The sequence below is a fragment of the Candidatus Accumulibacter meliphilus genome (assembly GCF_036625345.1).
GTDB classification, from domain to species: domain Bacteria; phylum Pseudomonadota; class Gammaproteobacteria; order Burkholderiales; family Rhodocyclaceae; genus Accumulibacter; species Accumulibacter meliphilus.
This window is the reverse complement of record NZ_JAZKTZ010000004.1, coordinates 383,619-408,892: the sequence shown is the minus strand read 5'-3', so window position 1 is coordinate 408,892 and position 25,274 is coordinate 383,619. Positions and strand designations below refer to the sequence as shown.

Annotated in this window: 24 protein-coding genes; 9 read left to right on the top strand and 15 right to left on the bottom strand. The window is 62.8% G+C overall.

Annotation, left to right across the window (positions count from 1 at the left end; translation table 11 throughout):
- Positions 1–3 precede the first annotated feature (3 nt).
- From V5B40_RS10820 to V5B40_RS10800, 5 genes are read right to left on the bottom strand one after another with little or no spacing between them, the layout of a single operon-like run.
- The gene (locus V5B40_RS10820; RefSeq protein WP_332354495.1) at positions 4–1,665 is read right to left on the bottom strand and encodes an intermembrane transport protein PqiB; all 1,662 of its coding nucleotides are present in this window, start codon (positions 1,663–1,665) and stop codon (positions 4–6) included.
- Positions 1,658–2,299, bottom strand: a complete 642-nt coding sequence (locus V5B40_RS10815) for a paraquat-inducible protein A (RefSeq protein WP_332354494.1) — start codon at positions 2,297–2,299, stop codon at positions 1,658–1,660. The genes V5B40_RS10820 and V5B40_RS10815 overlap by 8 nt, the downstream gene beginning before the upstream one ends.
- Entirely contained in the window at positions 2,296–2,991 is a 696-nt protein-coding gene (locus tag V5B40_RS10810; RefSeq protein ID WP_332354493.1) for a paraquat-inducible protein A, read from the bottom strand. Before V5B40_RS10810 ends, V5B40_RS10815 begins: the two co-directional genes overlap by 4 nt.
- A 17-nt stretch (positions 2,992–3,008) precedes the next feature.
- Complete coding sequence (locus V5B40_RS10805; RefSeq protein ID WP_332354492.1) at positions 3,009–4,334, bottom strand: OmpP1/FadL family transporter; 1,326 nt, start codon at positions 4,332–4,334, stop codon at positions 3,009–3,011.
- Positions 4,335–4,350: 16 nt separating this feature from the next.
- Entirely contained in the window at positions 4,351–4,482 is a 132-nt protein-coding gene (locus V5B40_RS10800; RefSeq protein WP_332354564.1) for a hypothetical protein, read from the bottom strand.
- On the opposite strand from V5B40_RS10800, the gene V5B40_RS10795 reads away from it, so the two are divergent.
- The 3 genes from V5B40_RS10795 to V5B40_RS10785 are packed head-to-tail and all read left to right on the top strand — an operon-like array spanning position 4,465 to position 5,802.
- Complete coding sequence (locus tag V5B40_RS10795) at positions 4,465–4,746, top strand: helix-turn-helix domain-containing protein (RefSeq protein ID WP_332354559.1); 282 nt, start codon at positions 4,465–4,467, stop codon at positions 4,744–4,746. The genes V5B40_RS10800 and V5B40_RS10795 overlap by 18 nt on opposite strands.
- A gap of 58 nt (positions 4,747–4,804) precedes the next feature.
- A complete protein-coding gene (locus V5B40_RS10790) occupies positions 4,805–5,614 on the top strand; it encodes a DUF2092 domain-containing protein (RefSeq protein WP_332354491.1) in 810 nt (269 codons plus the stop codon).
- Positions 5,611–5,802, top strand: coding sequence for a hypothetical protein (locus V5B40_RS10785; RefSeq protein ID WP_332354490.1), 192 nt, complete (start codon positions 5,611–5,613; stop codon positions 5,800–5,802). Before V5B40_RS10790 ends, V5B40_RS10785 begins: the two co-directional genes overlap by 4 nt.
- A gap of 97 nt (positions 5,803–5,899) precedes the next feature.
- Here the strand turns inward: V5B40_RS10785 and V5B40_RS10780 are convergent, their stop codons facing one another.
- On the bottom strand, positions 5,900–6,406 hold the full coding sequence (locus tag V5B40_RS10780) for a hypothetical protein (protein ID WP_332354489.1): 507 nt from the start codon (positions 6,404–6,406) through the stop codon (positions 5,900–5,902).
- A 401-nt stretch (positions 6,407–6,807) separates the two neighbouring features.
- Between V5B40_RS10780 and V5B40_RS10775 the strand changes: the two genes are divergently transcribed.
- The gene (locus V5B40_RS10775) at positions 6,808–8,544 is read left to right on the top strand and encodes a methyl-accepting chemotaxis protein (RefSeq protein WP_332354488.1); all 1,737 of its coding nucleotides are present in this window, start codon (positions 6,808–6,810) and stop codon (positions 8,542–8,544) included.
- Between the two features lie 402 nt (positions 8,545–8,946).
- On the opposite strand, the gene V5B40_RS10770 is transcribed toward V5B40_RS10775, so the two are convergent.
- The 7 genes from V5B40_RS10770 to V5B40_RS10740 are packed head-to-tail and all read right to left on the bottom strand — an operon-like array spanning position 8,947 to position 16,929.
- Positions 8,947–10,707 carry an Hsp70 family protein gene (locus V5B40_RS10770; protein ID WP_332354487.1) on the bottom strand — a complete coding sequence of 587 codons (1,761 nt, stop codon included), beginning with the start codon at positions 10,705–10,707 and terminating at the stop codon, positions 8,947–8,949.
- Positions 10,704–11,453, bottom strand: a complete 750-nt coding sequence (gene grpE, locus V5B40_RS10765) for a nucleotide exchange factor GrpE (protein WP_332354486.1) — start codon at positions 11,451–11,453, stop codon at positions 10,704–10,706. Before grpE ends, V5B40_RS10770 begins: the two co-directional genes overlap by 4 nt.
- 5 nt (positions 11,454–11,458) lie before the next feature.
- Positions 11,459–11,749 carry a DnaJ domain-containing protein gene (locus V5B40_RS10760; RefSeq protein WP_332354485.1) on the bottom strand — a complete coding sequence of 97 codons (291 nt, stop codon included), beginning with the start codon at positions 11,747–11,749 and terminating at the stop codon, positions 11,459–11,461.
- Positions 11,742–14,312: a tetratricopeptide repeat protein gene (locus V5B40_RS10755; RefSeq protein ID WP_332354484.1), complete on the bottom strand. Its 2,571-nt coding sequence runs from the start codon at positions 14,310–14,312 to the stop codon at positions 11,742–11,744. The genes V5B40_RS10760 and V5B40_RS10755 overlap by 8 nt, the downstream gene beginning before the upstream one ends.
- Positions 14,313–14,367: 55 nt before the next feature.
- Positions 14,368–15,111: an arginyltransferase gene (locus V5B40_RS10750; RefSeq protein ID WP_332354483.1), complete on the bottom strand. Its 744-nt coding sequence runs from the start codon at positions 15,109–15,111 to the stop codon at positions 14,368–14,370.
- A 4-nt stretch (positions 15,112–15,115) separates the two neighbouring features.
- Positions 15,116–15,823, bottom strand: coding sequence for a leucyl/phenylalanyl-tRNA--protein transferase (aat, locus tag V5B40_RS10745; RefSeq protein WP_332354482.1), 708 nt, complete (start codon positions 15,821–15,823; stop codon positions 15,116–15,118).
- Positions 15,820–16,929 carry an ABC transporter ATP-binding protein gene (locus V5B40_RS10740; RefSeq protein ID WP_332354481.1) on the bottom strand — a complete coding sequence of 370 codons (1,110 nt, stop codon included), beginning with the start codon at positions 16,927–16,929 and terminating at the stop codon, positions 15,820–15,822. The genes aat and V5B40_RS10740 overlap by 4 nt, the downstream gene beginning before the upstream one ends.
- Positions 16,930–17,069: 140 nt before the next feature.
- Here V5B40_RS10740 and V5B40_RS10735 point away from each other — a divergent pair, with 140 nt between their 5' ends.
- Positions 17,070–18,704, top strand: a complete 1,635-nt coding sequence (locus tag V5B40_RS10735; protein WP_332354480.1) for an ABC transporter permease — start codon at positions 17,070–17,072, stop codon at positions 18,702–18,704.
- Positions 18,705–18,727: 23 nt separating this feature from the next.
- Here the strand turns inward: V5B40_RS10735 and V5B40_RS10730 are convergent, their stop codons facing one another.
- Positions 18,728–19,759, bottom strand: a complete 1,032-nt coding sequence (locus V5B40_RS10730) for an extracellular solute-binding protein (protein ID WP_332354479.1) — start codon at positions 19,757–19,759, stop codon at positions 18,728–18,730.
- Positions 19,760–20,050: 291 nt separating this feature from the next.
- Here V5B40_RS10730 and V5B40_RS10725 point away from each other — a divergent pair, with 291 nt between their 5' ends.
- Together V5B40_RS10725 and V5B40_RS10720 are read left to right on the top strand one after the other, a co-directional pair.
- A complete protein-coding gene (locus V5B40_RS10725; RefSeq protein ID WP_332354478.1) occupies positions 20,051–21,472 on the top strand; it encodes a carbohydrate porin in 1,422 nt (473 codons plus the stop codon).
- Positions 21,473–21,551: 79 nt separating this feature from the next.
- Complete coding sequence (locus tag V5B40_RS10720) at positions 21,552–22,007, top strand: ferritin-like domain-containing protein (RefSeq protein WP_332354477.1); 456 nt, start codon at positions 21,552–21,554, stop codon at positions 22,005–22,007.
- A gap of 106 nt (positions 22,008–22,113) precedes the next feature.
- On the opposite strand, the gene V5B40_RS10715 is transcribed toward V5B40_RS10720, so the two are convergent.
- Entirely contained in the window at positions 22,114–22,662 is a 549-nt protein-coding gene (locus V5B40_RS10715; protein WP_332354476.1) for a C40 family peptidase, read from the bottom strand.
- Positions 22,663–23,053: 391 nt separating this feature from the next.
- Between V5B40_RS10715 and V5B40_RS10710 the strand changes: the two genes are divergently transcribed.
- Together V5B40_RS10710 and V5B40_RS10705 are read left to right on the top strand one after the other, a co-directional pair.
- On the top strand, positions 23,054–24,049 hold the full coding sequence (locus V5B40_RS10710) for an oxidoreductase (protein ID WP_332354475.1): 996 nt from the start codon (positions 23,054–23,056) through the stop codon (positions 24,047–24,049).
- A gap of 32 nt (positions 24,050–24,081) precedes the next feature.
- A complete protein-coding gene (locus V5B40_RS10705) occupies positions 24,082–25,206 on the top strand; it encodes a GGDEF domain-containing response regulator (RefSeq protein ID WP_332354474.1) in 1,125 nt (374 codons plus the stop codon).
- The last annotated feature ends 68 nt before the right edge of the window (positions 25,207–25,274 follow it).

Below are 25,274 nucleotides of genomic sequence, written 5' to 3'. Positions count from 1 at the left end.
GTCTCAGTTCTTGCCGCGAAGCAGGGCTTCGGGATGGCGATCGAGATAGTCGGTCAGCACGCGCAGCGAACGTGCCGCACGGGCGACTTCACGCATCGCTTCGCGCAACTCCTGCTGGCCCGGTGAATCCGGTGCCAGAAGCCCCTTGTCCGTATTCTTGATCATCCGGTCTGCGGACGCGGTGGCACGACGGATCTCGTCAAGCGTCTTCTTGAGATCCGGCGTGATGTCCGAGTCCAGGCGCTTCACCGCCGTGTCCGTATCCTTCAGCGTCTGGTTGAAGGTGGCCAGCACTTTTCGGGTATCGGCACCGAGCGCCTCGTACGGCAGCTTGTCGAGTTTGGCGAGAATACTGCCGATCTTCGCCTCGAAGTTCGGCAGAGTGCTCGGAATCGTCGGCACAAGCGCCTTTTCCGCGCTCCAGTCCACCTTCGCTTTCGGCGCGTCGGGGTGGAAATCAAAAGAGATGTAACGCTGCCCGGTCAGCAGGTTGCCGCTCTGAATCTGGGCACGCAAGCCGAAGTCTTCGACCATCCGCTCGAAGAAGGCCTCGCGTCTGGGACTGACGCGCGCCAGCATTTCGCCGCGGACTGGCTGCGCGTCGTGCATTTGTGCAATCAAGCGCTCGGGATAGACGACGAACTCGACGCGGCCGCGCAGGCGCTTGCTCTTCGGTTCGATGTCGAGTCCGACACTGGTCACTTCGCCGCCTGCCAGTCCGAGCAGAGTGACCGGTGCGCCGACCGACAGCCCCCGAAGTGACTCGTCGAAATGAAGGACGTAACGCCTGGCCATTGGCTCCGGCTGCTTCATCGCCGTTGCCTGATCGCCGTGCAGGATGAACTCGGCTTCGGCGGCGGCCGGTTCCATTTGCGGCGAAAACGGCGGCGTCTCGAAGGCCAGCCCGCCGGCGATCAGCGCCACCATCGACTGCGTGCGCACGTCCAGACCGTTGGCGCCGAGCGAGAGGTCGAAGCCGCTGGCGTTCCAGAAACGTGTGCCGGGGTTGACGTACTGGTCGTAGGGTGCATTCACGAAAATCTTGACATCGACCGCCTGGCCGTCCTTCGCCAATTCGTAGGCGACCACCTGGCCGGCCGGCAAGCGTCGATAGTAGACCGGCGAGCCGATACCCAGCGAACCCAGGTCGTTGGCCTTGAGCAGAAACTGCCGCCCGGGCTGATCGCCGGTGATGATCGGCGGCACTGCCAGTCCGGTGAAGCTGCGTTTGCCGCTCTCCGACCTGCCGGCCTCAAAGCCAATGTAGTTACCGGAGAGAAGCGTACCGAGTCCCGAAACACCGCTCAGCGTGATGCGTGGCTCGACGACCCAGAATTTCGCGTCCTCGACCATCAGGTTAGCGGCGCTCTTGGCAATCTTGGCGGTCACCGTGACGCTGCTGTAATCGTCGGAAAGCTGCACCGCCGCCACCTGACCAATGTTGACGTCCTTGTACTTGACGGCCGTCTTGCCAGCTTCGATCCCCTGCGCATTCTTGAAGACGATGGTGATCGTCGGGCCTTCGCTGAGCACCCGCTGCACCGCGATGCCGACGGCGACCACGGCAGCAAGGATCGGGATCACCCACACCGTCGATATCCGCGTCCGCTTCTTCGGCACCACCGTCGCTTGTGGAAGCTGGTCGTGTTCGCCGCCGTCAGTCATCCTGTTTCTCCATATGGGTTGCGGAATCCCAGATCAGGCGGGGATCGAAGGTCTCCGCCGCGAGCATGGTGAGCACCACCACCGCCGCAAAGAACAGCACGCCCGGACCCGGGAGCACCGACATCAGGGGTTGCAACTGCACCAGGGCGACGGTGAAAGTGTCGACGAAAACGTCGAGCATCGACCAGCGACCAATGAAGGTGACGATCCGGAAGAGACGCGCTCGCTCGTGGTGGCGGCCTGCCATCCCTCGCTGAACGCTGACCAGAAGGTAAGCAAGCGCCAGCAGCTTGCCAAGCGGCACCATGACGCTCGCCACAAGCACGATCAGCGCCAGCGGCCAGGAGCCGGAAGTATACAAGAAGACCACACCGCCCATGATCGTTTCGGCGTCAGAAGTGGCAAAGGTGTTGCTGACCATTACCGGCAACAGATTGGCCGGGATGTAACAGATCGCCGCGGCGATAAGCAGCGCCCAGGTGCGCTGCAGCGACTGAAAGCGGCGAACTTCGAGCGCCGCGCCGCAGCGCGGGCAGTGGCCGGCATGCTCGGCGTCAAGCGGCCGCGTCAGGAGCTTGCACGTTTCGCAGGAGATCAGTCCCGCCTGCGCCCCGGTGACCGCCGCACGACTCATCGTCCGCGCTCCGCGGAATTCTCCTCGGCAAATGCTGCCGCCGCCAGATCGTCGCCATGCTTCCAGGCGACCCGTTTCCAGACTTCTCGCGCGTCGAAAGTGACCGCAATGGCGGGCAGCAGAACAGCCAGCAGGCCCATCGCGTACATCCCGACGCCGGGATTTACGGTTGCCAGTTCGGCGATCTTGATCAGCGCCACGAGGATGCCCAGCAACATCACGTCGTACATCGCCCACGGTTGCATGTGCAGGCCCCAGCGCAGCAACTCGCCGCTCCAGTGCGGCAGCGGGGGCCGCCGCGCAGCGAGCAGCACCACCAGCATCAGGAGCAGGTGGCAAGCGGGCGCAATCACCGCGCAGAAAACGACGACCACGGCCGTGATCCGTTCGCCGTCCAGCCACATCTGGCGAGCGCCACCGAGGATGGTCGTGCTCGCGTATCGCCCAACCGCGGCAAGGTCCATCAGCGGCATGGCATTGGCGACGATGAAGACGATCAGTGCCGTCAGCGTGAGGATCAGAGGCAGTTGCAGCGGATCGGTCGGCCTTGCCGCGAGCACGAAGTTGCAGCGCGCGCAACGCGCCTTGCCGCCCACCGGAAGCGGCGGAATGCGCTGCAGCAGATCGCACTCCTGGCAAGCCATCAGTGGCTGCGCAGAAGCGGCTGGAGCCGCAGGGGCCTGATTATTCACCGGCGCGCGCCACAGTCCTAGAACTTCCAGTTGTAATAGGCAGCAAGGAAAATCGTCCCGGTGTTTTTATACGAACCGACGAGGTCGCCGCGTCCGAACTCTGCCGGCACCGAACTCTGCAGTTTGGTGTCCAGCGTCCCGCCGTACATGTATTCTGCAGCGACTCCCCAGGCGGCGCTCTTGCTCAGTTGCTGCTCGCCGCCGACGCCAAAGCGCCACGCCGAGTTCACCGGGAGCAGCGGCGAGACGTCGCCCGACTGCATTCCCGAATCGTAGGCAACGCCGAAATTGAGCAACCAGGGCTCACTCAGGCGATGCTGCGCGCCGAGCGCGATGTGCCAGGTATCCTTGAACCCCAGGTCGCTGGTCAGACTGACGGGATTCCGAATATCGTCGATACCAAGCTGGACCTGGCCGAACTGCGACCACTGCTGCCAGCCAAGGCTGGCAAGCAGCGCCCAGTGATCGTTGAGCTGCGTAAACACGCTGGCCATCGCCTGCTGCGGGACGTCAATGCCGACCTTGATGTCTGCGTCGAGCCCGCCGCGGTTGCGCAGAAGTGTGCTCAGACCCGGGCCGAGATTCGAGAATTTTGCCGGCCCCTTGAAATCCAGATCGACCTGCGAATTCCAGGTGAGCCCCAGACGCGTACCCGGGTCGATCTCGTAGAGCAGGCCGAGATTGAGTCCCCAGCCCCAGGTGTTGTCGTCGAGCTTGAGCCGGCCATCCCCAAGTCCGGGGGCCTTGTTATTGATCGCCACCTGGTTGGTGTACTTCCCGTACATGGCGTTCACGCTGGCACCGAGAGAAAGCTTGTCGGTCACCTTGTAAGCGATCGACGGCAGGAAAGATACGCCTAGCAGGGTGGTTTGTTGCACGTAGTAACGACCGACCCAGTCGTTGTCGTAGCTCAAGGCCGCGCCAAAGTTGCCGGTAAGTGCGAAACCGAGTTTCAGGTCGGGCGATACGCTGTAGCTCAGGAAACCTCCTCCGCCGGGGAACCAGCCGTTCGAACCAACAACGTAGCCGCCGTCTTCGTGGCCGAGCACCGGCGAGGTACCCGAGCCAGCCGAGAACTGGGTGTTACCCCACAATAACTGCCCCGCCGCGAGGAACTGCGTTCCCTCCAGGCGCGTCATTCCGGCAGGATTGCTAAGCACCGTCGAGGCGTCCTGTGCGCGCGCGCCATAGCCCGCCGAGGCGAGGCCGACATCGGCAGTTCCGACCTCGTAGAGAATCAAGCCGCCAGCCAGCACCTGCCCCGCGGCCAGGGCGCCGGCGCACAACGCCAGCCTCGCCGCCCCGCGGCACGCCCTACCCATGCCAACTTGCGATGTATTCATTCCACCCGTCCTCAATTCACCAGCCGTCAAGGTCTTCGCGACAGCTCTTGCCTTCGACAAGCTTGTAACTGTACACCAGGTCCTTGCCGTCGACGACCGGTTTGCTGATCTCGACGACGGTCAGCGTGATGTGGTCCGCGACGCGCACCGGCCGATCCGAAAAGTAGATCGTTTGCGGCGCCGCACGCTGAGCGACGTCGCCCGGGAGCTGGCGATGAACCCGCGCCAGCTGAATTGCCTGCTCGAACGCGAACGGTGCACCTACCGCGAAATACTTGACGAAGCTCGCTACGCCCTTGCGCTGCGGCTGATTTGCCTTACCGATCTGTCGCTCGGGCAGATCGCGACGGTCCTCGACTATGCAAGTGTCAGCGCCTTCACGACCGCTGCAAACATGCACGATTCACGCTAGACTAAGCGGAGCATCACGCCCCCAAACACGGAGTCCCCACTCAGAAAGGTAGCCTTCAATGAATCCAGATATACGAAAACCAGTCAGTTTCGCAGCGCGGAGTATTTCCGCACTTGCGCTTTCGGTAGCGCTTGGCTTGGGAATATCGACCACTGCGAGCGCCGATGAACTAGATGCCAAGCGATTGGTGAAGACCATGTCGGAGTTCCTGGCCGCGCAACAGGCGCTATCGTTCAGCTACGACGCCACTCTTGAAGTGGTCACCCCGGAAGATCAGATTCTCGCACTGGCGAGTTCGGGCAAGGTCGAGCTCAAACGACCCGACAAGCTGCGCGCGACGCGCGCCGGAGGCTTTGCCGATGTCGACATGTCCTTCGACGGAAAAAAACTCACCATCCTGGGCAAGAATCTGAATATATATACCCAGGTCGAGATACCCGGCTCGATCGATCATCTGGTTGATGTGATGCGCGACAAATACGACCGCCCCCTCCCCGCCGCTGATCTGCTGCTGTCGAACTCCTACGATGCGCTGATGGAAGGGGTCGAAGACATCAAAGATCTCGGCAGTGGCGTGATTGGTGGCGTCGAGTGTGATTCGCTGGCTTTTCGAGCCAAAGACGTCGACTGGCAGATCTGGATTGCGCACGGCGACAAGCCTTATCCCTGCCGTTACGTGATCACCTCCAAGCGCGTACCGAATGGCCCGAGTTACAGCATCCAGTTCAGTAATTGGAAGAGCGGGAAAGCGGTCGCGGCGAGTGGTTTCGAGTTCAAGAATACGAGCAAGGCCACCGCGGTCAAACTTGAGGATCTTAAAGGCGCGGGTGACTTGCCCGAGCACTTCACCAAAGGAGAAAGCAAATGAGCATGCTGAAACCGGTTGCAGTTTTCGTGATCGCCACGGCGATCATTGTTCTCGGAGCTGAAGTTGGCGAGCAGCTCTCAATTCCGGGGATTAACAGCGTCATTCCTCGTGCCGAAGCCATCGTTGGCCGGCCTCTCACGCCGGTAAGCTACGCTGGCGTGGCACGGCGCACCGCACGGCGTTACTAAGCAGCCGCTTGTTATCACTGTTGGCCCGGCAATGAGCTAAGGGAAGCGGGCATGGGCGATGATGACGAGCACTTGCCAGCGCCCCTGCCTTCGCAGCTCAAGAACCACCGTCTCGCGCCGACAGCTCGTTTGGCGAAAGCCGGTCAGAGTCCTGGACGATGCCGAAGTCGCGAAGCCCGGCGATGAAGGCATCGGCAGCGCTGTCATGGCCGTGGCTGCGCACCAGGCCCAGCAATTCCGACGCCAGTTCGGCAAGCTCTTCGAGACTTTGCGCCGACTTGATGCTGGCGGAAGGATAATCCGCATCCGCTCCCAGAGTGGCGAGCATGCTGCTTGCCATGAACTGCCTTGCGGCCCGCAATGAATCGGCCGATGTGCTAGCGCCAGCCTCAGCAGCGACTTCGATAAAACCGCAAGCGAGCAGGCCGGCAATACCGGCGGCCGCCTGCGCTGGCGAGGAGAAGCTGCGAACCAGCGCTGCGGCGGTAGACTTCCCGTCAATGGTGATCAGCAGAGCGCGCAAGCGGGCCGGCAGCTTGTGTCTGCGCCACTTGATCTCGTCGAGCCCCCTGGCCGTCTTGGTGTAAACGATGTCCGGATCCATCGCCACTCCTCTGCTTCCTGGGTACGAATATAACACCATTTTTTTTTGGTGGTGGTCACACGGGCATCGCGAAAACCCTGGAATGTGGCCGCAGGGGGCGCGTTCCGGCCAGTGCCGTTTGACTATTCCGCGCGCGGAAACGCCGACCGTCATGTTTTCGACACAAGGGCGACGTACCATCTGCCGATTGCGTGCCCAGCACGCACGGGCACGGACGACACACTGGCGGGCTGACTTTTGCCCCTACGCGCCCGGACTAACGGTTATGACTGTCGAGATACCCCGGATGATGAAAGTAATGACCGTCCCCCTTCCCCGGCCCTTCTCCCGCAGGGGGCGAAGGGAGGTTCGTAAGTCGCATACGCGACTTTCACATTAAGCGATAAGCCAAGGAGGCAGGGATGGACAGGTTCTTCAGCAGACTACGCATCGGTGAAAAAATCGGCCTCGGCTTCGTCGTCATCGGCCTGCTTTTTGTCGGCGTCGCCTGGCACTACCAGCAGACGCTGGCTACTGTGCTCGGCGACTACCGCCAACTCCAGGTTTTTGAAGTGCGGAAATCGCTGGCGCTGGAAATCGAGATCGAACTGGCGGCCGTACGTGACGCCGAGAAACGCTTCCTCATCGAGCACCGGGAAGCCTTGGTCGAAGAAACCGACAAGCACTTGCAGGCGCTGAACGACAAAGTGGCGGCGCTGGCCGCGGTCGACCCGCAGTCCCGACAAACCGCGGCCTCCCTGCAGGGCCTGCTGAGCACCTATCAGGAAAATTTCCACGCCGTCGCCGACGCCTGGCGGATCATGGGACTGGACGAGAACTCCGGGCTGCAGGGCAGCTTCCGCGACAAAGTGCATCACCTGCAGGAGCTTGCGGCCAATTACAACGTCGACCGTCTGTACACCCTGCTACTGCAAATTCGCCGCAGCGAGAAGGATCTCGCCTTGCGGCAGGACCCTGTCTACCGCGACCAGGTGCGCCGGCTGATCGCCGAGTTTCGCCAGTTGCTGGAGACGTCCGAACGCCAGGACGCGGTCAGCCAGAAACTGCTGGCCGAGCTCACGATATACGCGACGAGCTTCGAACCCTACGCCGAGAGCGCCCTCAAGGGCGGCAACGTCAGCGACGGCAAGGGGCCCTTCCGCGACGCCGCGCACCGCATCGAAGCCGTCCTGAATGCCTATCACGTACCCAAGCTTGAAACCAGCGTCCTGCAGCTCCGACGACGCGAGAAGGATTTCCTGCTGCGCGGCGATGCGTCTTACCCGCCGATGGTCGTCGAAATCGCCGACGCCATTCGCGCGCAGATCACCGCTTCGGTGATCGCCGAGAGCGACAAGTCGCTGCTGCTCGGGCTGCTGCAAGATTATCAAGTGGACTTTCTGGCCCTGGTCGCGCAAAGCGCCAGCATCGCTACCCTGAGCCGCGAGATGAGTGCCGCCGCCGACCTTGTCGCGCCGCTGGTGAAGCAGAACGTGGACCAGGCCAATCAGATGATGGCCCGCCGCGTCGTGGAAATTACCGAATCGTCGGAAGCCAGCGCGCAGCTCAGTCTGATCGTCGTCGGCTGCGCCATCGCTCTCGGCGCACTCTTGGCGGTGCTGATCACCCGGCGTATCGTGCGCCGCATTCAGTTGATGGCCGGACTGCTCGACGACCTGGCCTACGGCAGTCCCAGCCACCGCGTCCCGACGGTGAAGGGTGGACGCGACGAAATCAACGCCATGGGGGAATCACTGAACTCACTGGTCGAACACCGGGCGACCTTCATGCGCTGGTGGAAGGAATCAATGGCCGAGGTCAACGCGCGGCGCGAGTTGGCTGGCGCGAACAGCGACGAGGAAAAGGACGAAGCGATGCACGATCTACGCAGTGCCGGCATCGCCAAACTACAACTCCTCAACGCCATTCGCAGCCGGCTGCTGCAGCATGGCGAGCGTGTTCTCGACATTTCACAAGGTCTCCAGGCGGCCCCTGGCAGCGTCACCGAACAGGATGCGAAAGCCCTCGAACATGCCGCCAAAGGGATGGCGACCTTGTTCGAAGTGCTCGCCACCGAGGACACACCCAGCACACCCAGCACACCCAGCACACCCCGCAGTCGAACAGCGGCGAGTACCAACGGCGGCGATCCCGCCTAGCGGCAAACGCGCGCCCGAGCCCGTTCGGTTCGGCAAGCCTTACCCCTGCCGAAACATCACTCGCTGCAAGGCTCGGTCATGAATCCTGGCGGAGGGACTTCGTCACCTGGCGCCGGGAAGCGGGCCCCCTCCTCCGGGTGCTGCTTCCGGTCAGGCGGCGACGCGCCAGCCAGAAAGGCCTGCATCGCCAGCGCAAGCCGACTTCGCTGTAGTGCCAAAGCGGCGTCAACCTGCCTGCCCGCGGCGGCCCTGTCGCCGCCAACCAGCAAACACGCGGCTTGCGCGAGGCGGCGAGCCGCCGCAAGCTCGGCTTGCCGCAGCAGCGAAAAATCACAGCCACAACGGGGACAGGTGGCGGCCTCAGTCAGGCGCGCACGGCACGCCGGACAGCGCTCGAGATGTTCAGGCATCAAGGTAATAGAGGAGATCGGCCAGCGCATCGGTAGGCGTTTTCAGCTCGTCCGCGGATCCGCCAAGACCATCCTTGACCGCCTCGATGGCGTTCACCAGGTCCTCGGCATCTTCGGCGGTCGCCGTGGTCAGCAGGCGCTCGGCTTTTTCGATTAGCGCCGTTGCTTCAATGCGCAGTCGCCGACCATCGGCAGTGCCCGCAGCATCGGCCCCGCCGGGGCGCTCCGCCGCCTCCTGCTCACCAAACAGCTCGTCGATCCGCTCGCGTGCGGCCAGCAACTTGTCGCCAGAGAAGGCGCTGATGGCGTTGTCGATGGTAATCGAATGCACCAGGCCGCTTTCCTTCTCGCGCGAAGTCACCTGCAGGATGCCGTTCACATCCAGCGAGAAGGTGGTAATCAGCGGATTACCGGCGGGGGCGTCGCGTAGCCCCTCGATCATGAAGCGCCCGATCGCGATATTGTTCAGCGCATCGGGATCTTCGCCCTGGTAGACGTTGATCTCGGCCCTGGTCTGGCCATCGAAAAGGGTGCCGAAGCCCTCGCTCCGCGAGACGGGAATCGGCGTGTTCTTGCGGATCAAGGGCACGAAGCAGTAGGGATACATTTCACCGTTGAAAGGCCCCATGGCACTGGTGCCGAAGGTGTAAGGAGTGACGTCGACGAGCACCGTCGGTGCCTGCGCACCAGCAATCACCGCCGCCTGAATGGCGGCGCCCATGGCGACGCAGAGATCGGGATCCACCTCTGCGCGAGGCTGCAGACCCAGCTCCTCTTCCAGTCGGCGCTGCACCAGTGGCGTGCGAGTAGCGCCGCCGACGAGCAGGATCTCGTTGATCTCGCTGACCGTCAATCCGGCACCACTGAGCGCCACATGCACCGCGGCGAGGGTCTCGGCGACAAAAGGCTCGATCATGTCCTCGTATTCGGGGCGGGAAATCTCGAGCGACAAGTGAACCGGCACGCCGTCCTTCTCGCACAGATACTCCTCGCTCAAGCTGGCATACGGCTGCTCCGACAAGGTGATCTTGGCCGTTTCGGCGGCGCGCTGCAGGCGAGCCATGGCCACCGCGTTGTCACGAACATCGATCGTGTTCGTCGTGCGCAGGTGCTCGACCGCAAAGCTGACGAGTTTCTGATCGAAATCGTCGCCACCCAGGTGATTGTTGCCGTGACTGGCGAGCACCTCGACGACATCGCTTTCCAGATTCACCACCGAGACGTCGAAAGTGCCGCCACCGAGGTCATAGACCAGCGCCTTGCGCGCGCCGCTGTGACAGCTTTCGTAGGCCAGCGCGGCGGCGGTCGGCTCGTTGATGATGCGCATCACCTCCAGGCCGGCAATCTCGCCCGCCTCGCGCGTCGCCTGGCGCTGCGCATCGGAGAAATACGCGGGCACCGTAATCACCGCCCTGGTGAGCGTTTCGCCGGTATGGGCTTCGGCAATCTCGCGCAAGCGGCGCAGGATCATCGCCGAGATTTCCTGCGCACTGTAGTCCTTGCCAGCCATTTGCACCGCGCCCAATTCGCCCATACGGCGCTTGATTGAACGTACGCTGCGCTCGGGATGCAAGACGTACTGGTTGCGCGCGGCTTCGCCAACCAGCAGAGTCCCGTCATCGGCGACACCGACCACGGAAGGGAGAATACGGACCCCCGGAGCCACCTCGATGACCTCGACGCGCCCGTCGCGGACGACGGCCACCTCGGAGTTGGTGGTCCCCAGATCAATGCCGATAATGGTTTCTGTCATGTTCTGTTCGCTTTCTTGCTGACAATGACTTCGGCGATGCGCAGCAGCTCGCCGTCGTGGAAAAATCCGCGTTGAACTTCACGCAGAACGCTACCGTCGGGGATCGCGGCCGACGCCGCAGCGGCTTCGAGACCGACAACGCGCATCCGTTGCGGATCAAGCCTTTCGCCGACGACCCGGATGGGCCGTACGCGATGGGCGGCAAGCAGCTCGTCGAGGCGTTGCAGGGTCAGGCGCTGCCCCTCGGCCAGGCTGGCGGCAAGACGCGTCGGGCCAGGAAGCAGGCGTTCGAGAAACGATGACGGCGGTCGCCGCGCGGCGTCCACGCCACTCTGCAGGCGGTCGCGCAGGTCGAGCAAAGCGAGCAGGAACTGCCGTGTGGTCTGCCCCTGGATCGATGCCGCCTGCTCGCGGGCACGCTCGAGCTCCTCTTGCAGCCGCTCGCTGTGCGCGCGCAGATCGTTGCCGAAGCAGCGCAACTCATCGAGGGTATTCTTGAACTGACGCGATTGCAGACGCAGTTCGCTCTTGAGCACCGCCATTTCGGCGAGCAGAGTGCTCAGGTCGACTGCCGGCAATGGGCTCTCGAGCGGTTCACCGTCCCACGCATCGCCCGGCTCAGACAGCTGCGCGGCGTCCTCCAGGTAGGCACGGAACTCCTCGACCAGACGCTCCACGCGCTCTCTTTCCTCGGCAGGGAAGGCCGTTGGCGCTAGCGTCTGCATTTCCGTGAACACTGGCGTCATTTCCGTCATTTCGCCCCCAGCACGCGCAGCACACGCTGCTCACTAGGGAGAGCCGGCGCGAAGTCGCTGCTCAGCGCATACAGCAAGTCGTCTACGCTTGGCAATGAACGGTCGAAGAGCTGGTGTGCCAGGCGTCGGCGATGGTCGGAAATCGCCTCGTAGGCTGCGCGTACGCTCTCGAAGCGCTCGCGGTCGCGCTCGGGAGGCGATTCACGAATCGCTGCCAGGTACTTAGCTCGAATCGTCTCGTCGTTGGCGCCCATCTCGACGCCAAGAATGCGGTAGGGATCAATCATCGAACAGGTCTCTCTGCCGGTCATCGTGAACCGGCGGTTTCGCTTTCGGGGCAACGCGGGAAGGTGGTGAGGGCGGAGGCTGCGGCAGCGGCTGCGGCTGCGGCAGCGGGTCAGGCTGAGCACTCCCGGCGACAGGCCGAATTTCTTCGGCGACGCACTCGATCAGCAAGCGGGCCAGTTTCTTGCGATTCCCCCCCGCGGCACGCTCCATTTTACTAAACTCACCAGCCGGGAAAACTTCGCGGGCCATGTTGATGGTTGCTTCTTCGCCAGCCATATCGAACAGCATTTCCAGGGCGGCGCGTGGATTGGTGAACAACATCTCTTCCACCTTGGCGAAGGCTTCGCCAAACTCGTCCAGATCTCCGAAATCGTCAAAATCGTCTGCATCCTCGTCGTCGAACTTCGCCGGCGGCGGTGACAGCAACTCGCGAATGCGCAGCGCGGTGCGTTGATCGCCTTCTTCGCGCGCCTTGTCCAGGGCTTCCTCGAGCGCCATGCCTTCGTCTAAGGATATCAACAGGTAGGCCGCAGAACCGTGGCGGGCGAAAACGTGGAAATAAACGAAGATCGGCCGCTCGGGCCAGCGCTTCCGGCCGGCGTCAGCGTAGGCCTGCAGCAAGGAGCGCTCGTTCCGGCGCAGCAGTGCTTCGCAAATCGAAATCCTTTCGGATTCGCTGAAGTCATGACGCGCAGCACCCCGCAACGGTGCGCGCAACTCGTCCAGAACGGTGGCCAAAGTCCGCGGCCCGACTTCACACAAGGCGTTGATGGCGTGCACCACGGCCAGCACTTCGCGCGCCGTCGTCGCCGCCGACAGTTTGATACCGGCACGACGCAGCGTAGGTGTCAGCTGAGCACCGAGGCGAGCGCCTTCGAGCAAGACGTGGAAAGCCGCCAGGAGATTGCCGCCGAATTCGGCCACCGCTTCGTGCAGCAGTGCGCTTGCCTGCGCATCGGTCGCACTCAGGCCGCGCAGGAGCTTGATGACACTTTTCTCGCTCGCCGAAGTCAGCCACTGCTCGGCCAGATCGAGCTCCTTGCCCGCTGCCTCCGGTCGTCGTGCGCGAATCTGTTTGCGTGCGTGCGAAATGTGCGCCTGAGCAATCAAGGCGCGCACCCGGGAATTGATCGGGTCGAGCGCCAGAACACGCTTCGCCAGAGCCACCGCTTTCTTGAACGCGTTGCCGGCGAGAGCCGTTTCGACCGCTTCGAGGAGCACCGCCGGGTCCGTGGCAAAGTGCGCCAGCGCCTGGTCGACAGCGGTGCGCGCCGCCCGCAGGTCGCCAGCCTGCCGATGGCTCTGGATCAGCTTCAGGTGCGTGCCAACGTCAGCCGGGTCGAGTGCCAGACTACGCTCCAGCCAGTCGCGGCACTGTGCAGACATACCCTTGCCGCGGCGACCATCGTCGGCGAACAGTTCAACCAGATGACGCAGGATCAGCGCCGCCTGCAGCGGCGCTTTCTCCGGCGCGGAAAGCAATCCCGCGGCACGCAACCAGTGCGCCTTGCTCAGTAGCAGCTCGCCCTGCAGTTCAGCAGCCAGCGCCGCCAGGCACTCGCGCTCCTCTTCGGCCAGCGTGCCGAAAGCACGCTCGTAGTCGGGCATCCGTCTGCCTGCGTACGGCAACAGACGGCGGCAGAGGATCGCTGCGCTGGCCGGCAAGCCGCTCTGGCGGGGCAGCAACAGCTCGAGCACCCTGCCTGGCGACGGTGCGGAATCGAGCGTCGCCATGGTGGCCACATTGAGCAGCAGGGAACGCCGGCTTTGCGGACAGCCCTTCAGGTCCAGCAGCAACTGCCGCCCCTCGTCATCGAGACCCGGCAGGGCGGCAAGCCAGCGACTACCCGTAAGTAGCGCCGCACGAACGACCGCCGCCAGGCTTTCGAAAGGACCACCCGCGGCGACGCGCTTGATCAGCTCGGCGGCCTGCGTCGGCTCTTCGGTGAGCAACAGCAGGGATTTCAGGAGATAGCGGAGATCGCGGTATGGCGAGCGAAAGGGTATCGCCCGCAGTTGCTCTTCGAGCGCCAGCTGATCGCCACGCGCGCAGGCGGCGATGGCCGCCAGTGCGAGCGCACGATGACGGGATAGTGGACTCTCGGCGGCGAGTTGCGCCAGCGCTTCGGCGGGCGCCGTCAAGACCACCGCTGCCAGCCGTGTTTCAAGCTCGGCGATAGCCGACGGCGAGAGATCGGCGCTGCTGACCAGCAGGCGCAGCGCAGCAGCATGCTCGCCTGCGCGCAGCAACCACTCGACGTAGGGCCCTTCTGCCAGCGGCCGACCGCAAAGGCTGGCGCGATTCCGCCATACCACCAGCGCCTCGGAGAGCATGCCCTTGGCGGCCAGCTCGCCAGCGCGGCCCGCATAGCTGGCGGCCAGACCGTCGACCCACTCGCTCCTGCGCTCCTGCTTCAGCAAGCTCTTGTAAAGCTCTATCGCCTGGCGATACTGACCCGCCGCAAGCGTCTTCTCGGCCTGAGCCTCGGGCGTCAGCGACCCAGCGAGCGCCGCTTGACGGACGCGCGATGCAGGAGCTCTCTTCTTGCGGGACACGGACATGGATTCAGCTGAGGATGAAGCGAAAGCAGGCATTTTATACCAAGAACGTGCCCGATTAAGCCTCCAGGCGCGCGCGCAGATCGACCCACTGCCGGTCGAACAGGCCCTCAATGGACTTGAAGTTGGCCTTGTAAGCCATTTTCCGGCTGTCACGGATCCAGTAACCCAGGTACAGATAAGGAAGCTTGTTGGCCGCACACTGGCTGATTTGCCAGACGATGTTGTAGGTGCCGAAACTGGCCGGGGAAAGATCCGGATCGTAAAAGGTGTAGACCGAAGAAAGACCGTCGCTGAGCACGTCCAGGATGCTCACCATGCGCAAGACACCGTTCTCGGTGAATTCGATGAGGCGGGTGTCGACGCGACTCTGCAGCAGGAAATGTGCGTACTGGTCATGGCTGTCCTCGTCCATGCCGCCACCGGCGTGCCGCGCCGACTGGTAACGCAGGTAAAGCTGATAGTGCTGCTCATGGAAGCACAGCGGCAACTCGCGCGCCTGCAGGCGCGCGTGCCTGTGCACGCTGCGGCGCTGGCTGCGGTTGGGCTGGAACAGATCGACCGGAATGCGTACCGGGATGCAGGCCTGACAGTGGTCGCACTTCGGCCGGTAGGTGAACAGGCCGCTGCGTCGAAAACCGCTGCGCACGAGTTCGCCGTAAATCTCGGTGCTGATCAGATGGCTTGGTGCGGCGACCTGCGAACGCGCCCGCTCATTCGCCAGGTAGCTGCAGGTGTAAGGGGCCGTCGAGTAGAACTGCAGCAGGGAGAACGGCAGTTCCGAGTCATTGAGGCGCGCCATACAACTACCTCCAGGCTTGGTTGGCGCCGTCGGCCGGCCATCGACCCGGCTGCCACGGCACGGCGATCAGCGCGCGCAAACGGGCCATGAAATCGGCACGCGGGATTTCACGCGCGCCCAGAGACGCCAGGTGCGCGGTTTTCATCTGGCAATCTATCATGCCGTATCCCTCGCCCTCAAGGAAGCGCGCGAGGTGTGCAGCGGCGATCTTGGAGGCATCGGTGGCCAGCGCGAACATCGATTCTCCGTAAAACATGCGTCCGATGGCCATTCCGTAGAGACCGCCCACCAGCTCCCCATCAATCCACGTCTCGACCGAATGCGCAAAACCGAGTTGCGCCAGCTGCCAGTAGGCGTGCTGCATTTCGCGAGAAATCCAGGTGCCGTCCTGACCGTCGCGCGGCGCTTCCGCGCAGGCGCGGATGACCGCCGGAAAGTCACTGTCCAGTTTCACCTGGTAGCGACCGGCACGCAGGCGACGGCGCAGGGAGCGCGTAATGCGGAAGTCGGCAGGATCAAGCACCATACGCGGATCCGGACTCCACCAGAGGATCGGTTCGCCGCTCGCGTACCAGGGGAAAATGCCGTGCTGGTAGGCGTTGAGGAGGCGTTGCGGCGACAGGTCGCCACCCGCACAGAGCAGGCCGTTGGGCTCGTGCAGCGCCCGTTCCAGTGGCGGAAAAGGGGCTTTGCCTTCGAGCCAGGGAATCATCGAGACAACGGAATGCTCTGTGCGCTGGGCACACAGCTTTGCATCGGCGTTTTGAAAGCGACGACGTGGTCCACGTCGAGGCGGATGCCGATCAGCTCGCCAAGGGCATGGTTGTGATGCGACGGGACCAGCGACAGGACTTCGACGCCACTGGCGAGCTTCAAGGTATAGAGGATTTCCGCGCCGCGAAAAGCCTTCAGCCGGACTTCGGCAAGCAGTTCGCTGCGGTCGTCGTGAACGATGTCGTCGGGACGGAGCAGCACTTCAACGCCACAACCCTGACCACAGGCAGCGCAGCCCTGGCTGCATGCAAGCGGCAAACGCGATTCGAGAACGCCGAGCTCGACCTGTACGTGCCGTTCATCGATGACCCTGCCAGCCATGAACACGCCCTGCCCGACGAAATCGGCGACAAAGCGGTTGACCGGCTGATGGTAAAGGCGATACGGACTATCCCATTGCTGAATGATGCCGGCGGCCATGACGCCGACCTCGTCGGCCATGGCAAAGGCTTCGTGCTGATCGTGGGTGACCAGCACCGCAGTAATGTTCTGACTCTTGAGAATGTCACGCACTTCGAGCGACAGGCGCTCGCGCAGACCGACGTCGAGATTGGAGAACGGTTCGTCGAGGAGCAGCAACTGCGGTTGTGGCGCCAGCGCACGGGCCAGCGCCACCCGCTGCTGCTGCCCTCCCGACAGTTCATGCGGGTATTTGCCGCCCTGGCCAGCGAGGCCAACCGTCGCCAGCAGCTCGGCGACGCGCTCTTTACGCGGCTCGGCGGCCAGGCCAGCGAGACCGAAACCGACGTTGGCCGCCACCGTCAGGTGCGGAAAAAGCGCGTAGTCCTGAAAAACCATGCCGATCTCACGTTTCTCGGGCGGCAGCCGCCAAGCGGCGCGACTGACGGCCCTGCCCTGCACGCGAATCTCGCCGGCAGCGATCGTTTCAAAGCCGGCGATGCAGCGCAGCAGCGTCGTCTTGCCGCAGCCCGAAGGTCCGAGCAGGCAGGCGATGCTGCCGGTTTCGACATTGAAGCCAACGCCATCGACGACGGTATGCGAGCCGTAGCGCTGGACGATTCCTTCGAGTTCGAGATGGGCCATCGAAGCCTCGTGAGGAGTGGGTCGGTGGGTCGGTGGGCGGTGGGGCCAGGTGCTCAGTGCTTGCCGACGTCAGCCAGGACGTGAAGCAGCAAGGAGCCAGGCCGCTTGTCAATTATAATTCTCATTTACACACTTGAATCATGATCCGCTCACCGCTCAACCCCCTGCTCGTCGTTTCTGCCACCGTCGCCGCTCTGGTCGGCCTGCCGGTGGCCAGCGTGCTGACCAACATCCTCAGCGGCGGTACCGGAACGACCTGGTCGCACCTGGCGGCAACCGTGCTGCCGGACTACATCGCCAACACTCTGGTGCTGTGCCTGACGGTCGGGGTGGGCGTGGTCGTTCTCGGCGTCAGTACAGCCTGGCTGACGACCATGCATTCATTTCCCGGTCGGCGCGTCTTCGAATGGGCGCTGGTCTTGCCACTGGCCATGCCGGCCTACGTTCTGGCCTACATGTACACCGATTTCCTGCAGTTTGTCGGCCCCCTGCAGACTTTCCTGCGCGAATACTTCGGCTGGAGCAAGGCCGACTACTGGTTTCCGGAAGTGCGCAGCCTGGGCGGCGCCGTCGCCATGTTCGTCTTCGTTCTTTATCCCTACGTCTATCTGCTCACCCGCACGGCTTTCATCGAGCGTGCCAGCGGCATGCTCGAAGCTTCGCGCACACTCGGCCTCGGGCCCTGGCGCGGTTTCTTTCGCGTCTCGCTGCCGCTGGCCCGGCCTGCCGTCGCGGCCGGCGCCGCGCTGGCACTGATGGAAACGCTTGCCGATTACGGGACGGTCTCATATTTCGGCGTGCAGACCTTCACCACCGGCATCTATCGTGCCTGGTTCTCGCTCGGTGATCGCATTGCCGCAGCACAACTGGCGGCGGCGCTGCTCGGCTTCGTGATGTTGCTGCTGGCCATCGAGCGGCTCTCCCGCGGCCGCTCGCGCTTCTACGACACCACCGCACGCAACCGGCCACGCACTGGCCAGCGCTTGTCGGGCTGGCGCGGCTGGCTGGCCAGCGCAGTGTGTGCGCTGCCGCTAACCATCGGCTTCTTGTTGCCGGCCTACCTCTTGCTGCGCCTGGCTCTGGCCAACGGCGAGGCGCGCTTCGGCGAACATTTCTTCGTCATGGTACGCAACAGCTTCGTGCTCGCCGGCCTGACCGCAATCATCGCCGTGTCGCTGGCGGTATTGCTCGCCTACGGCGCACGCCTGTCGAAAGGGCTGCTGGCGCGCGCCCTCAACCGCCTGGTCAGCCTCGGCTACGCCGTCCCCGGTTCAGTCATCGCCGTCGGTGTCCTGATCCCGGTCAGCCGCCTCGACATCTGGCTGGCCGGCCAGTGGCAGGACTGGTTCGGCGCCAACCCCGGCCTGCTGCTCACGGGCGGAATCGCGGCGCTGATCTACGCCTATCTGGTGCGTTTTCTGGCCGTCGCCTTGCAGGCGGTGAGCACCAGCCTGGCGAAAATCACCCCGAACATGGACGATGCGGCGCGCAGCCTGGGCCTCGGTCAGAGCGCAACGCTGCGCCGGGTGCACCTGCCGATCCTGCGCAGCAGCCTGTCCACCGCCAGCTTGCTGGTCTTCGTCGACGTCATGAAAGAGTTGCCGGCGACGCTGGTGATGCGCCCTTTCGATTTCGACACCCTGGCCACGCAAGCCTATACGCTGGCCGCAGACGAACGGCTCGCCGAAGCAGCCGGCGCGTCGCTGGCCATCGTCGTTGTCGGACTGCTACCGCTGATCGCGCTGTCACGGCAGATTTCGCGCCGCCATCGCTGACACCGCTGCGGCGATCGGCGCGATCAGCGATACCCCACCTGATCGAAGATCATCTGCGCCTTGGCACGATACATCGCCAGCGAGCCGACCGGCAGCGAGTCGGCCTTGAACTTGCCGAGCGCAATCAGCGCCGGATTGTCGATCTTCATCCCGACCACCACCGGCCACTCGTTGTTGCCGTCGGCAAAATAGCGCTGCGCCTGGTCGCTGGCCAGATACTCGAGGAACTTGAGCGCGGCTTCCTTGTGCGGCGCGTGCTTGAGAACCCCGCCACCGGAGACGTTGATGTGCGCTCCATAGCTCTGTTGGTCAGGCCAGACGATGCCGATCTTGTCCATCGTCGTGCGGTCCTCGGGCTTGTCCGAACGCATCAGGCGCGCCAGATAGTAGGTATTGGCGACCGCCACCGCGCATTCGCCAGCAGCCACCGCCCGGATCTGATCGGTATCCCCACCTTTCGGCGCGCGCGCGAAATTGGCCACCATGCCCTTCGCCCATTGCTCGGCCTTGGCCTCGCCCTGATGGGCGATGATCGACGCCATCAGTGACAGGTTGTAGGGATGCGAGCCCGAACGCGAGCAGACTTTTCCCTTCAGGCGAGGATTGGCCAGGTCGCCGTAAGTCTGCACTTCCTCGGGCTTGACGACGCCTTTGGCATAGACGATGACGCGCGCACGCGTCGAGAACGAAAACCAGTCGACAGTGCGCAGATTGGCCGGAATACGCGCCTCGAGAAGCGGCGAGCTGACTGGCGCAAAGAGGCCCAGTTCGTGCGCGGCCGACAGCCGCGCGGCATCGACGGTGAGCAGGATATCCGCCGGGCTGTACGCGCCCTCGTTCCTGATCCGTTCGAGCAGTTCGTCTTCCTTGCCCTCGATACGTTTGATGGTGATTCCGGTCTGCTCGGTGAAACCCTGGTACAAGGCTTCATCAGTCTGATAGTGCCGCGCTGAATAAAGATTCAGCACTTTCTCCTCGGCCTGGCTGACGCTGCTGCCGAACGCAGCGACCACCACAGCGAGAGTCAACAGCGAACGCGAAAACAAAACTTTCATGTCATACCTCCATTGATTGAAATGCGAATAACTCTTGTTACCAACGGATACTAACAAGCGTAGAGCTCGCTGTAAATGCGACGCGTTCGTGTTTGTACATGTGAGATTCGGGTCGCTTGACGATCCATCATTGTGAACATGAAAAAGTTCAGCCAAAGCATGGTAACGCGAATGATTCGCATGTACATTACAAACTCATTCCTTTGGGTTCTCGCTGCGATTGGGCAGCTTTGACAATAGTCATGGTCCGCGAGACAGGCTCTCGCCAATTTTTTTGGAAACTGTATGTTGATGTCCAAGGACGCATTCGGCGCCGCACGCAGCGCATTGCTGCTCACTTTCCTTTTCACTCAAGCCTCGCCTGCGCATGCTGCAGCCGGGGACGACCCGGGGGCATTGCCAAGGGCAGACGAAATCCGGCAGGGCGAGAGCGGGCCGGCGCGCGAGATGATTTCCATCGCGAGCGCTGACGTCGCTGCGCCGAACTGGCAGGAAAGCACCCTCACCGGCGACTGGGGCGGTGCCCGTCAGCGCCTGTACGACAAAGGTGCCGAGCTCGAGCTTCTCTACACCGCTGACTACCTCCGTAACAATACTGGTGGCTTGAAACGCGGCGGCGGCTACATGGGTCATGTCGACCTGATCCTGCAAGTCGACGGCGAGAAGCTGCTCGGCTGGCAGGGCGGATCGGCGTACCTGCAGTTGATCAGCAACAGCGGCCAACGCGTCAATCTCAACTACGTCGGTAGCCTGATGGGCGTAGACAACATCGAAGCGCCGGTCAACCGCAGCGGCATCTTCCAGGCCTGGCTGCAGCAGTCCTTCCCCGACGACAAAGGCTCACTGCGGCTTGGCCTTTACCCGATCGACTCCGAGTTCTACGTTACCGATTCGTCGGGCGTTTTTCTGCATCCGTCGTTCGGGATGTCCGCCGAAGCCGGTGATTTCGGCACCCTGGCAGGTCCTGCGATCTACCCGACCAGCACCTGGGGCACCCGTCTGCGGATCGATCCGGATCCTGCCTGGTACGCAATGCTGGCCGTCACCCATGGCGTTACGACCGAGCGTGCAGCGACTGCCGGCCCCAACATCAGCTGGCAACAGGGTAGCGGCAGCATGGTCATCGGTGAAGTCGGCCTGCGTCCGACCGAACTGGGCGTGACGCTCGGCGAGCCAGATCCGGCCGCCAGCGACGCGGGTGGCTTCGAACCCATCAGCAAGCTCGCCGTTGGCGCCTGGCGTTTCACGCCGCAGTTCCCGGAGCTGGTGGCGGTCAACTCGGCGGGCGATCCCAAGACCACGACGCACTGGGGCGCCTACATTCTCGGCGAACAGACCCTTTATCGTGTCCCCGACTCGAATCGCAACCTGACGGCCTTCGTGCGCTACGGCGTTACCGACGGCAAGACCAACAACATCGATTACTCGGTCAGCGCCGGTATCGCCTGGCAGGGCGTGTTCGCTGGCCGTGAAGACGACATCTTCGGCATCGGAGCAACGCGCGCGCACGTCGGCCCACAGGGACGTGAACTGCTGGCGGCCGATCTTGGCACGCCGCTGTCGTCTACTGCGGAAACCGTCGTCGAAGTAACTTATCAGCTCCAGCTCGCACGCGGCGTGATCGTGCAACCGCTGATCCAGCGCATTTTCCATCCCGGGCTTTCGCTACCCGACTCCACCGTTGCCGGCGCCCGTCTGCAGCTGGCATTTTGAGCACCGCCACCAGGGCGCTGGCTAACAGCGGCCTGATACAGCCCCCCCCACCAATGAACGACCACCAAGGAGCAAAAAGATGAGCCAGATCGACCGCCAAGAGGCCATTACAATCCTCAACAAGATCATGGAGCTGGAGCTGTCCGGCGTCGTGCGCTACACGCACTACGCGCTGATGGTCTACGGCTACAACCGTATTCCGATTGTCGACTGGATGAAGAAGAACGCCGACGAAAGTCTGGTTCATGCCGCGCGTGCGGGAGAAATGGTGACCTTGCTTGGCGGCCACCCATCACTGGCGATAGGTCCCCTGCTGGAAACACATCGGCACGATATCGGAGATATTCTGCGCGAAAGCCTGGAACATGAAACCGTGGCCCGCGAGGCTTACTACAGTTTGCTGCGACTTGCCGAAGGAAAACATGTCCTGCTTGAGGAATACGCCCGCGAACTGATCGTCGAAGAGGAGTTGCACTCCGACGAGGTGAACAAGATGCTGCGACGACCCGGGCAGACGGACGCCTTCAGCGACTGAAACTCGATCGCACTCCTCCGTCGGAGACGTCTGCACCAGACGTTGAGGCGGAGTCGCTCTGGCCGCGGGTTCGGCCAAGGCGTAGCCACCGTTCCGGTCACGACCGTTAGCGAACGATGCTTTGCTGCTCCTCGCGAGCCAGCAGGCGACGGGCGCCGTTGTAGCGGTTGATCCAGTAACTCTGGCGCATATCCTCGATGCGCACTTCGGCACCGGAGCGCGGCGCGTGCAGGAAGCGGTTGTCACCGAGATAGATGCCGACGTGCGAGAACGCGCGCCGCATGGTGTTGAAGAAAACAAGGTCTCCGGCTTTCAGCTCCTGGCGACCGATCACCGCACCCACCTGGCTCTGTTCTCTGGCCGTGCGCGGCAGCAACATGCCGATCGCCTCCTTGAAAACCACTTGCACCAGACCGCTGCAGTCCAGACCGACATCGGGATTGGTGCCGCCCATGCGATAGTCGATGCCGATCAGTTCGAGGCCCTTGAGAATCAGGTCCTGAGCGCTGTTGGTGTAGCGCTCGAAGAACGACGCATCCTCGACAATTCTGTGCAATTCGGTGGCGTAAACCGAGCCGGCTTTTCCTGGGAGGACCACTGGAAAAGCCATCAGCGCGGCAGCGAAAAGAGGAGAGAGAAGGTATTTTTTGAGCATAGAGGCGGAATTTATGTGAAAAAAGTCACACTGTAAACCCCCAGTTCAGCCGCAGCTATCCCAGAAACCGATCGAAACAAGCACTGCAAGCGACTCACTTAAATGAGATATCCTAGAAAAATCAGGTTCGTGGCAATGCTGCACTGCACATACGAGCAGGGGAACAAACGCGCTATATTGTTTGTCTCGCGGGCACCCGCATCGAACCCTCTAATTCTGGCAAGGGCGATGACGCGGGTTGGCGCACAAAGCTGCTGGGCTTTGTGTTTATAATCCCCGACTGTCCTGACGGTCATCGAGGCGGCAGCTTCGCCCCATGTGTAGTGCTCGAGTTGTGCTCGACTCCTTGTTGTGCTCAACCCCATCATCCAATCCAACGTACGGAGCCTGCATGAGTCCCTTCAAAGCGTATCTGGTCGATGAACAGGAAGGTGTCACCAAAAGCGACTTCGTCAAGCTCGAGGAAGCGCAACTGGATGCGGGCGAAGTGACGATCAAGGTCGCCTACTCGAGCGTTAATTTCAAGGACGCGCTGGCGGCAACCGGCGCCGGCCGCATCATCCGCCGCTACCCCTGCGTCGGCGGCATAGACCTCTCGGGAACCGTCGCCGCGAGCAGCGACGCGCGCTTCAGCGTCGGCGACGCGGTCATTGCCACCAGCTTCGACATTGGCGTTGCGCACCACGGTGGTTATGCCGAATACGCCAGAGTGCCCGCGCAATGGGTCGTCCCCCTGCCCACCGGGCTATCGCTGTACGAAGCGATGGCCCTGGGTACCGCCGGCTTCACGGCGGCCCTGGGAATTGTGCGCATGGAGGAAAACGGTCTCCAACCGAGCAAGGGTCCGCTGATCGTCACCGGCGCCAGCGGTGGCGTCGGCAGCCTGGCGGTGGACATGCTGGCCCGGCGTGGCTATCAGGTCACGGCACTGACCGGCAAGGAAAGCGAAGTCGACTACCTCAAAGGCCTGGGCGCGGCAGCAGTGATGTTCCGCTCGGCGCTCGACCTGTCGCGCATCAGACCCCTCGACAAGACGCTCTGGGCTGGTGCCGTAGACAACCTCGGCGGCGAGGTTCTGGCCTGGATAGTCAGCACCATGAAACAGGGTGGAACGATCGCCAGCATCGGTCTGGCCGCCAGCCCGTCACTGAATACGACGGTAATGCCTTTCATCCTGCGCGGCGCCTGCCTGCTGGGAATCGATTCCGGTTACATTGGCGAGCCGTACCGCAGCGGCGTCTGGCAGCGTCTGGCGAGCGACCTGCGCCCGCAGCATCTGCAGTCGATGACGCGCTGCATCGCTTTCGACGAACTGCCCAAGGTGTTCGACGACTTCCTCAAGGGTCGTGCGCATGGCCGGGTGGTGGTCAATGTGGGCGGCACTTGACGCCCTGGCCTTGATTGCCAGCGCCCACCGCGATGGACACTCCGCAGCAACGGCCTCGCATCCTGATTGTCGATGCATCGCGAAGCGTTCGCACCCAGCTCATCCAGCTCATCCGCGACCAGTACGACTTCCGCGAGGAAGGCGATGGTGAAGGCGGCTGGCAGGCGCTGGTCATCGATCATTCGCTGCAGCTGGTGATCTGCACCTTGTCGATGTCAATGCCGGTACTGGATAGCGACGGTCTGCTGGCGCGACTGCGCACGTCGCGGCTGGCCCGCCTGCGTCAGATTCCGGTGCTGATGATCGCCAGCAACAATGAGGAGGCCAATGCGCGCGCCCGCGCGCTCGGCGCCTCCGACTTCATCGTCAGCAACATCGGTGCCAGCGAACTGCTGGCGCGCATCGACTCGGCACTGCGCCTGGCCCAGGCGCAGAACGTCCTCCGTGAAAATCCGGAACGCGACACCCAGCACCCCGATACCGGACTACCCACCCGCCAGCGCCTCGAAGTACAGGCGGCGCAGGCGATCTCGTATGCCCTGCGCCACGCGAGTCCGGTGAGCATTCTGATCATGGGCTTCGACCGCTTCGACGCACTGCGCGACGAGCACGGCGACGATCTGGTCAAAGAGTTGCACAAACGTTTCGCAAGCATGCTGGCCACCAAGGTGCGCAAGGAGGACAGCCTCGGCCACTACTCCGGCAGCGATCTGGCCGTCGTTTCGCCGGGTACCCCCTACCCGGCCTGCGAAGCCTTCGCCAATCGCCTTCGCGAGGCCTTCGCGGTAGCCAATATCGCGGTGCACGGCAAGCGCCTCGATTTGTCGGTCAGCGTCGGGGTGGCAAATACCCCGGTTGATCGTCTAAACTCGGCGTCGTCCTTGCTCACTCTGGCCGCTCAGCGCCTCAAGACGGCGCAACAGGCAGGTGGCAATCGCGTCGTCGCCTGTGCTGAGAAGCCGTCGCGCCAGCAACCGGCGCCACGCCTCGGCCATGCCATCGACCTGATCAAGGCTGGACACGAGAACGCGGTGATCCCGCATCTCCTGCGCTTGAGCAAAGAAGCACTGCCCTTCCTGGAATTACTGGAAAGGGAATTGAAGTTGGGTCTGCCTTTGGCAGAGCTCCGAAAAAGGACGCTTGACCGGGAGCATTAGGCGCTCGAAGACACCCGGCAGGCGTGGTTTCCACTGCAGCACGTGGTTTAAATTTTGCACGAGGGAGT

Bases quoted from the DNA above. Each gene is read 5' to 3' on its own strand.
- V5B40_RS10820 (WP_332354495.1), bottom strand. From the start codon at position 1,665: ATGACTGACGGCGGCGAACACGACCAGCTTCCACAAGCGACGGTGGTG.
- V5B40_RS10815 (WP_332354494.1), bottom strand. From the start codon at position 2,299: ATGAGTCGTGCGGCGGTCACCGGGGCGCAGGCGGGACTGATCTCCTGC.
- V5B40_RS10805 (WP_332354492.1), bottom strand. From the start codon at position 4,334: ATGAATACATCGCAAGTTGGCATGGGTAGGGCGTGCCGCGGGGCGGCG.
- V5B40_RS10790 (WP_332354491.1), top strand. From the start codon at position 4,805: ATGAATCCAGATATACGAAAACCAGTCAGTTTCGCAGCGCGGAGTATT.
- V5B40_RS10785 (WP_332354490.1), top strand. From the start codon at position 5,611: ATGAGCATGCTGAAACCGGTTGCAGTTTTCGTGATCGCCACGGCGATC.
- V5B40_RS10780 (WP_332354489.1), bottom strand. From the start codon at position 6,406: ATGGATCCGGACATCGTTTACACCAAGACGGCCAGGGGGCTCGACGAG.
- V5B40_RS10775 (WP_332354488.1), top strand. From the start codon at position 6,808: ATGGACAGGTTCTTCAGCAGACTACGCATCGGTGAAAAAATCGGCCTC.
- V5B40_RS10770 (WP_332354487.1), bottom strand. From the start codon at position 10,707: ATGACAGAAACCATTATCGGCATTGATCTGGGGACCACCAACTCCGAG.
- grpE (WP_332354486.1), bottom strand. From the start codon at position 11,453: ATGACGCCAGTGTTCACGGAAATGCAGACGCTAGCGCCAACGGCCTTC.
- V5B40_RS10760 (WP_332354485.1), bottom strand. From the start codon at position 11,749: ATGATTGATCCCTACCGCATTCTTGGCGTCGAGATGGGCGCCAACGAC.
- V5B40_RS10755 (WP_332354484.1), bottom strand. From the start codon at position 14,312: ATGTCCGTGTCCCGCAAGAAGAGAGCTCCTGCATCGCGCGTCCGTCAA.
- V5B40_RS10750 (WP_332354483.1), bottom strand. From the start codon at position 15,111: ATGGCGCGCCTCAATGACTCGGAACTGCCGTTCTCCCTGCTGCAGTTC.
- aat (WP_332354482.1), bottom strand. From the start codon at position 15,823: ATGATTCCCTGGCTCGAAGGCAAAGCCCCTTTTCCGCCACTGGAACGG.
- V5B40_RS10740 (WP_332354481.1), bottom strand. From the start codon at position 16,929: ATGGCCCATCTCGAACTCGAAGGAATCGTCCAGCGCTACGGCTCGCAT.
- V5B40_RS10735 (WP_332354480.1), top strand. From the start codon at position 17,070: ATGATCCGCTCACCGCTCAACCCCCTGCTCGTCGTTTCTGCCACCGTC.
- V5B40_RS10730 (WP_332354479.1), bottom strand. From the start codon at position 19,759: ATGAAAGTTTTGTTTTCGCGTTCGCTGTTGACTCTCGCTGTGGTGGTC.
- V5B40_RS10725 (WP_332354478.1), top strand. From the start codon at position 20,051: ATGTCCAAGGACGCATTCGGCGCCGCACGCAGCGCATTGCTGCTCACT.
- V5B40_RS10720 (WP_332354477.1), top strand. From the start codon at position 21,552: ATGAGCCAGATCGACCGCCAAGAGGCCATTACAATCCTCAACAAGATC.
- V5B40_RS10715 (WP_332354476.1), bottom strand. From the start codon at position 22,662: ATGCTCAAAAAATACCTTCTCTCTCCTCTTTTCGCTGCCGCGCTGATG.
- V5B40_RS10710 (WP_332354475.1), top strand. From the start codon at position 23,054: ATGAGTCCCTTCAAAGCGTATCTGGTCGATGAACAGGAAGGTGTCACC.
- V5B40_RS10705 (WP_332354474.1), top strand. From the start codon at position 24,082: ATGGACACTCCGCAGCAACGGCCTCGCATCCTGATTGTCGATGCATCG.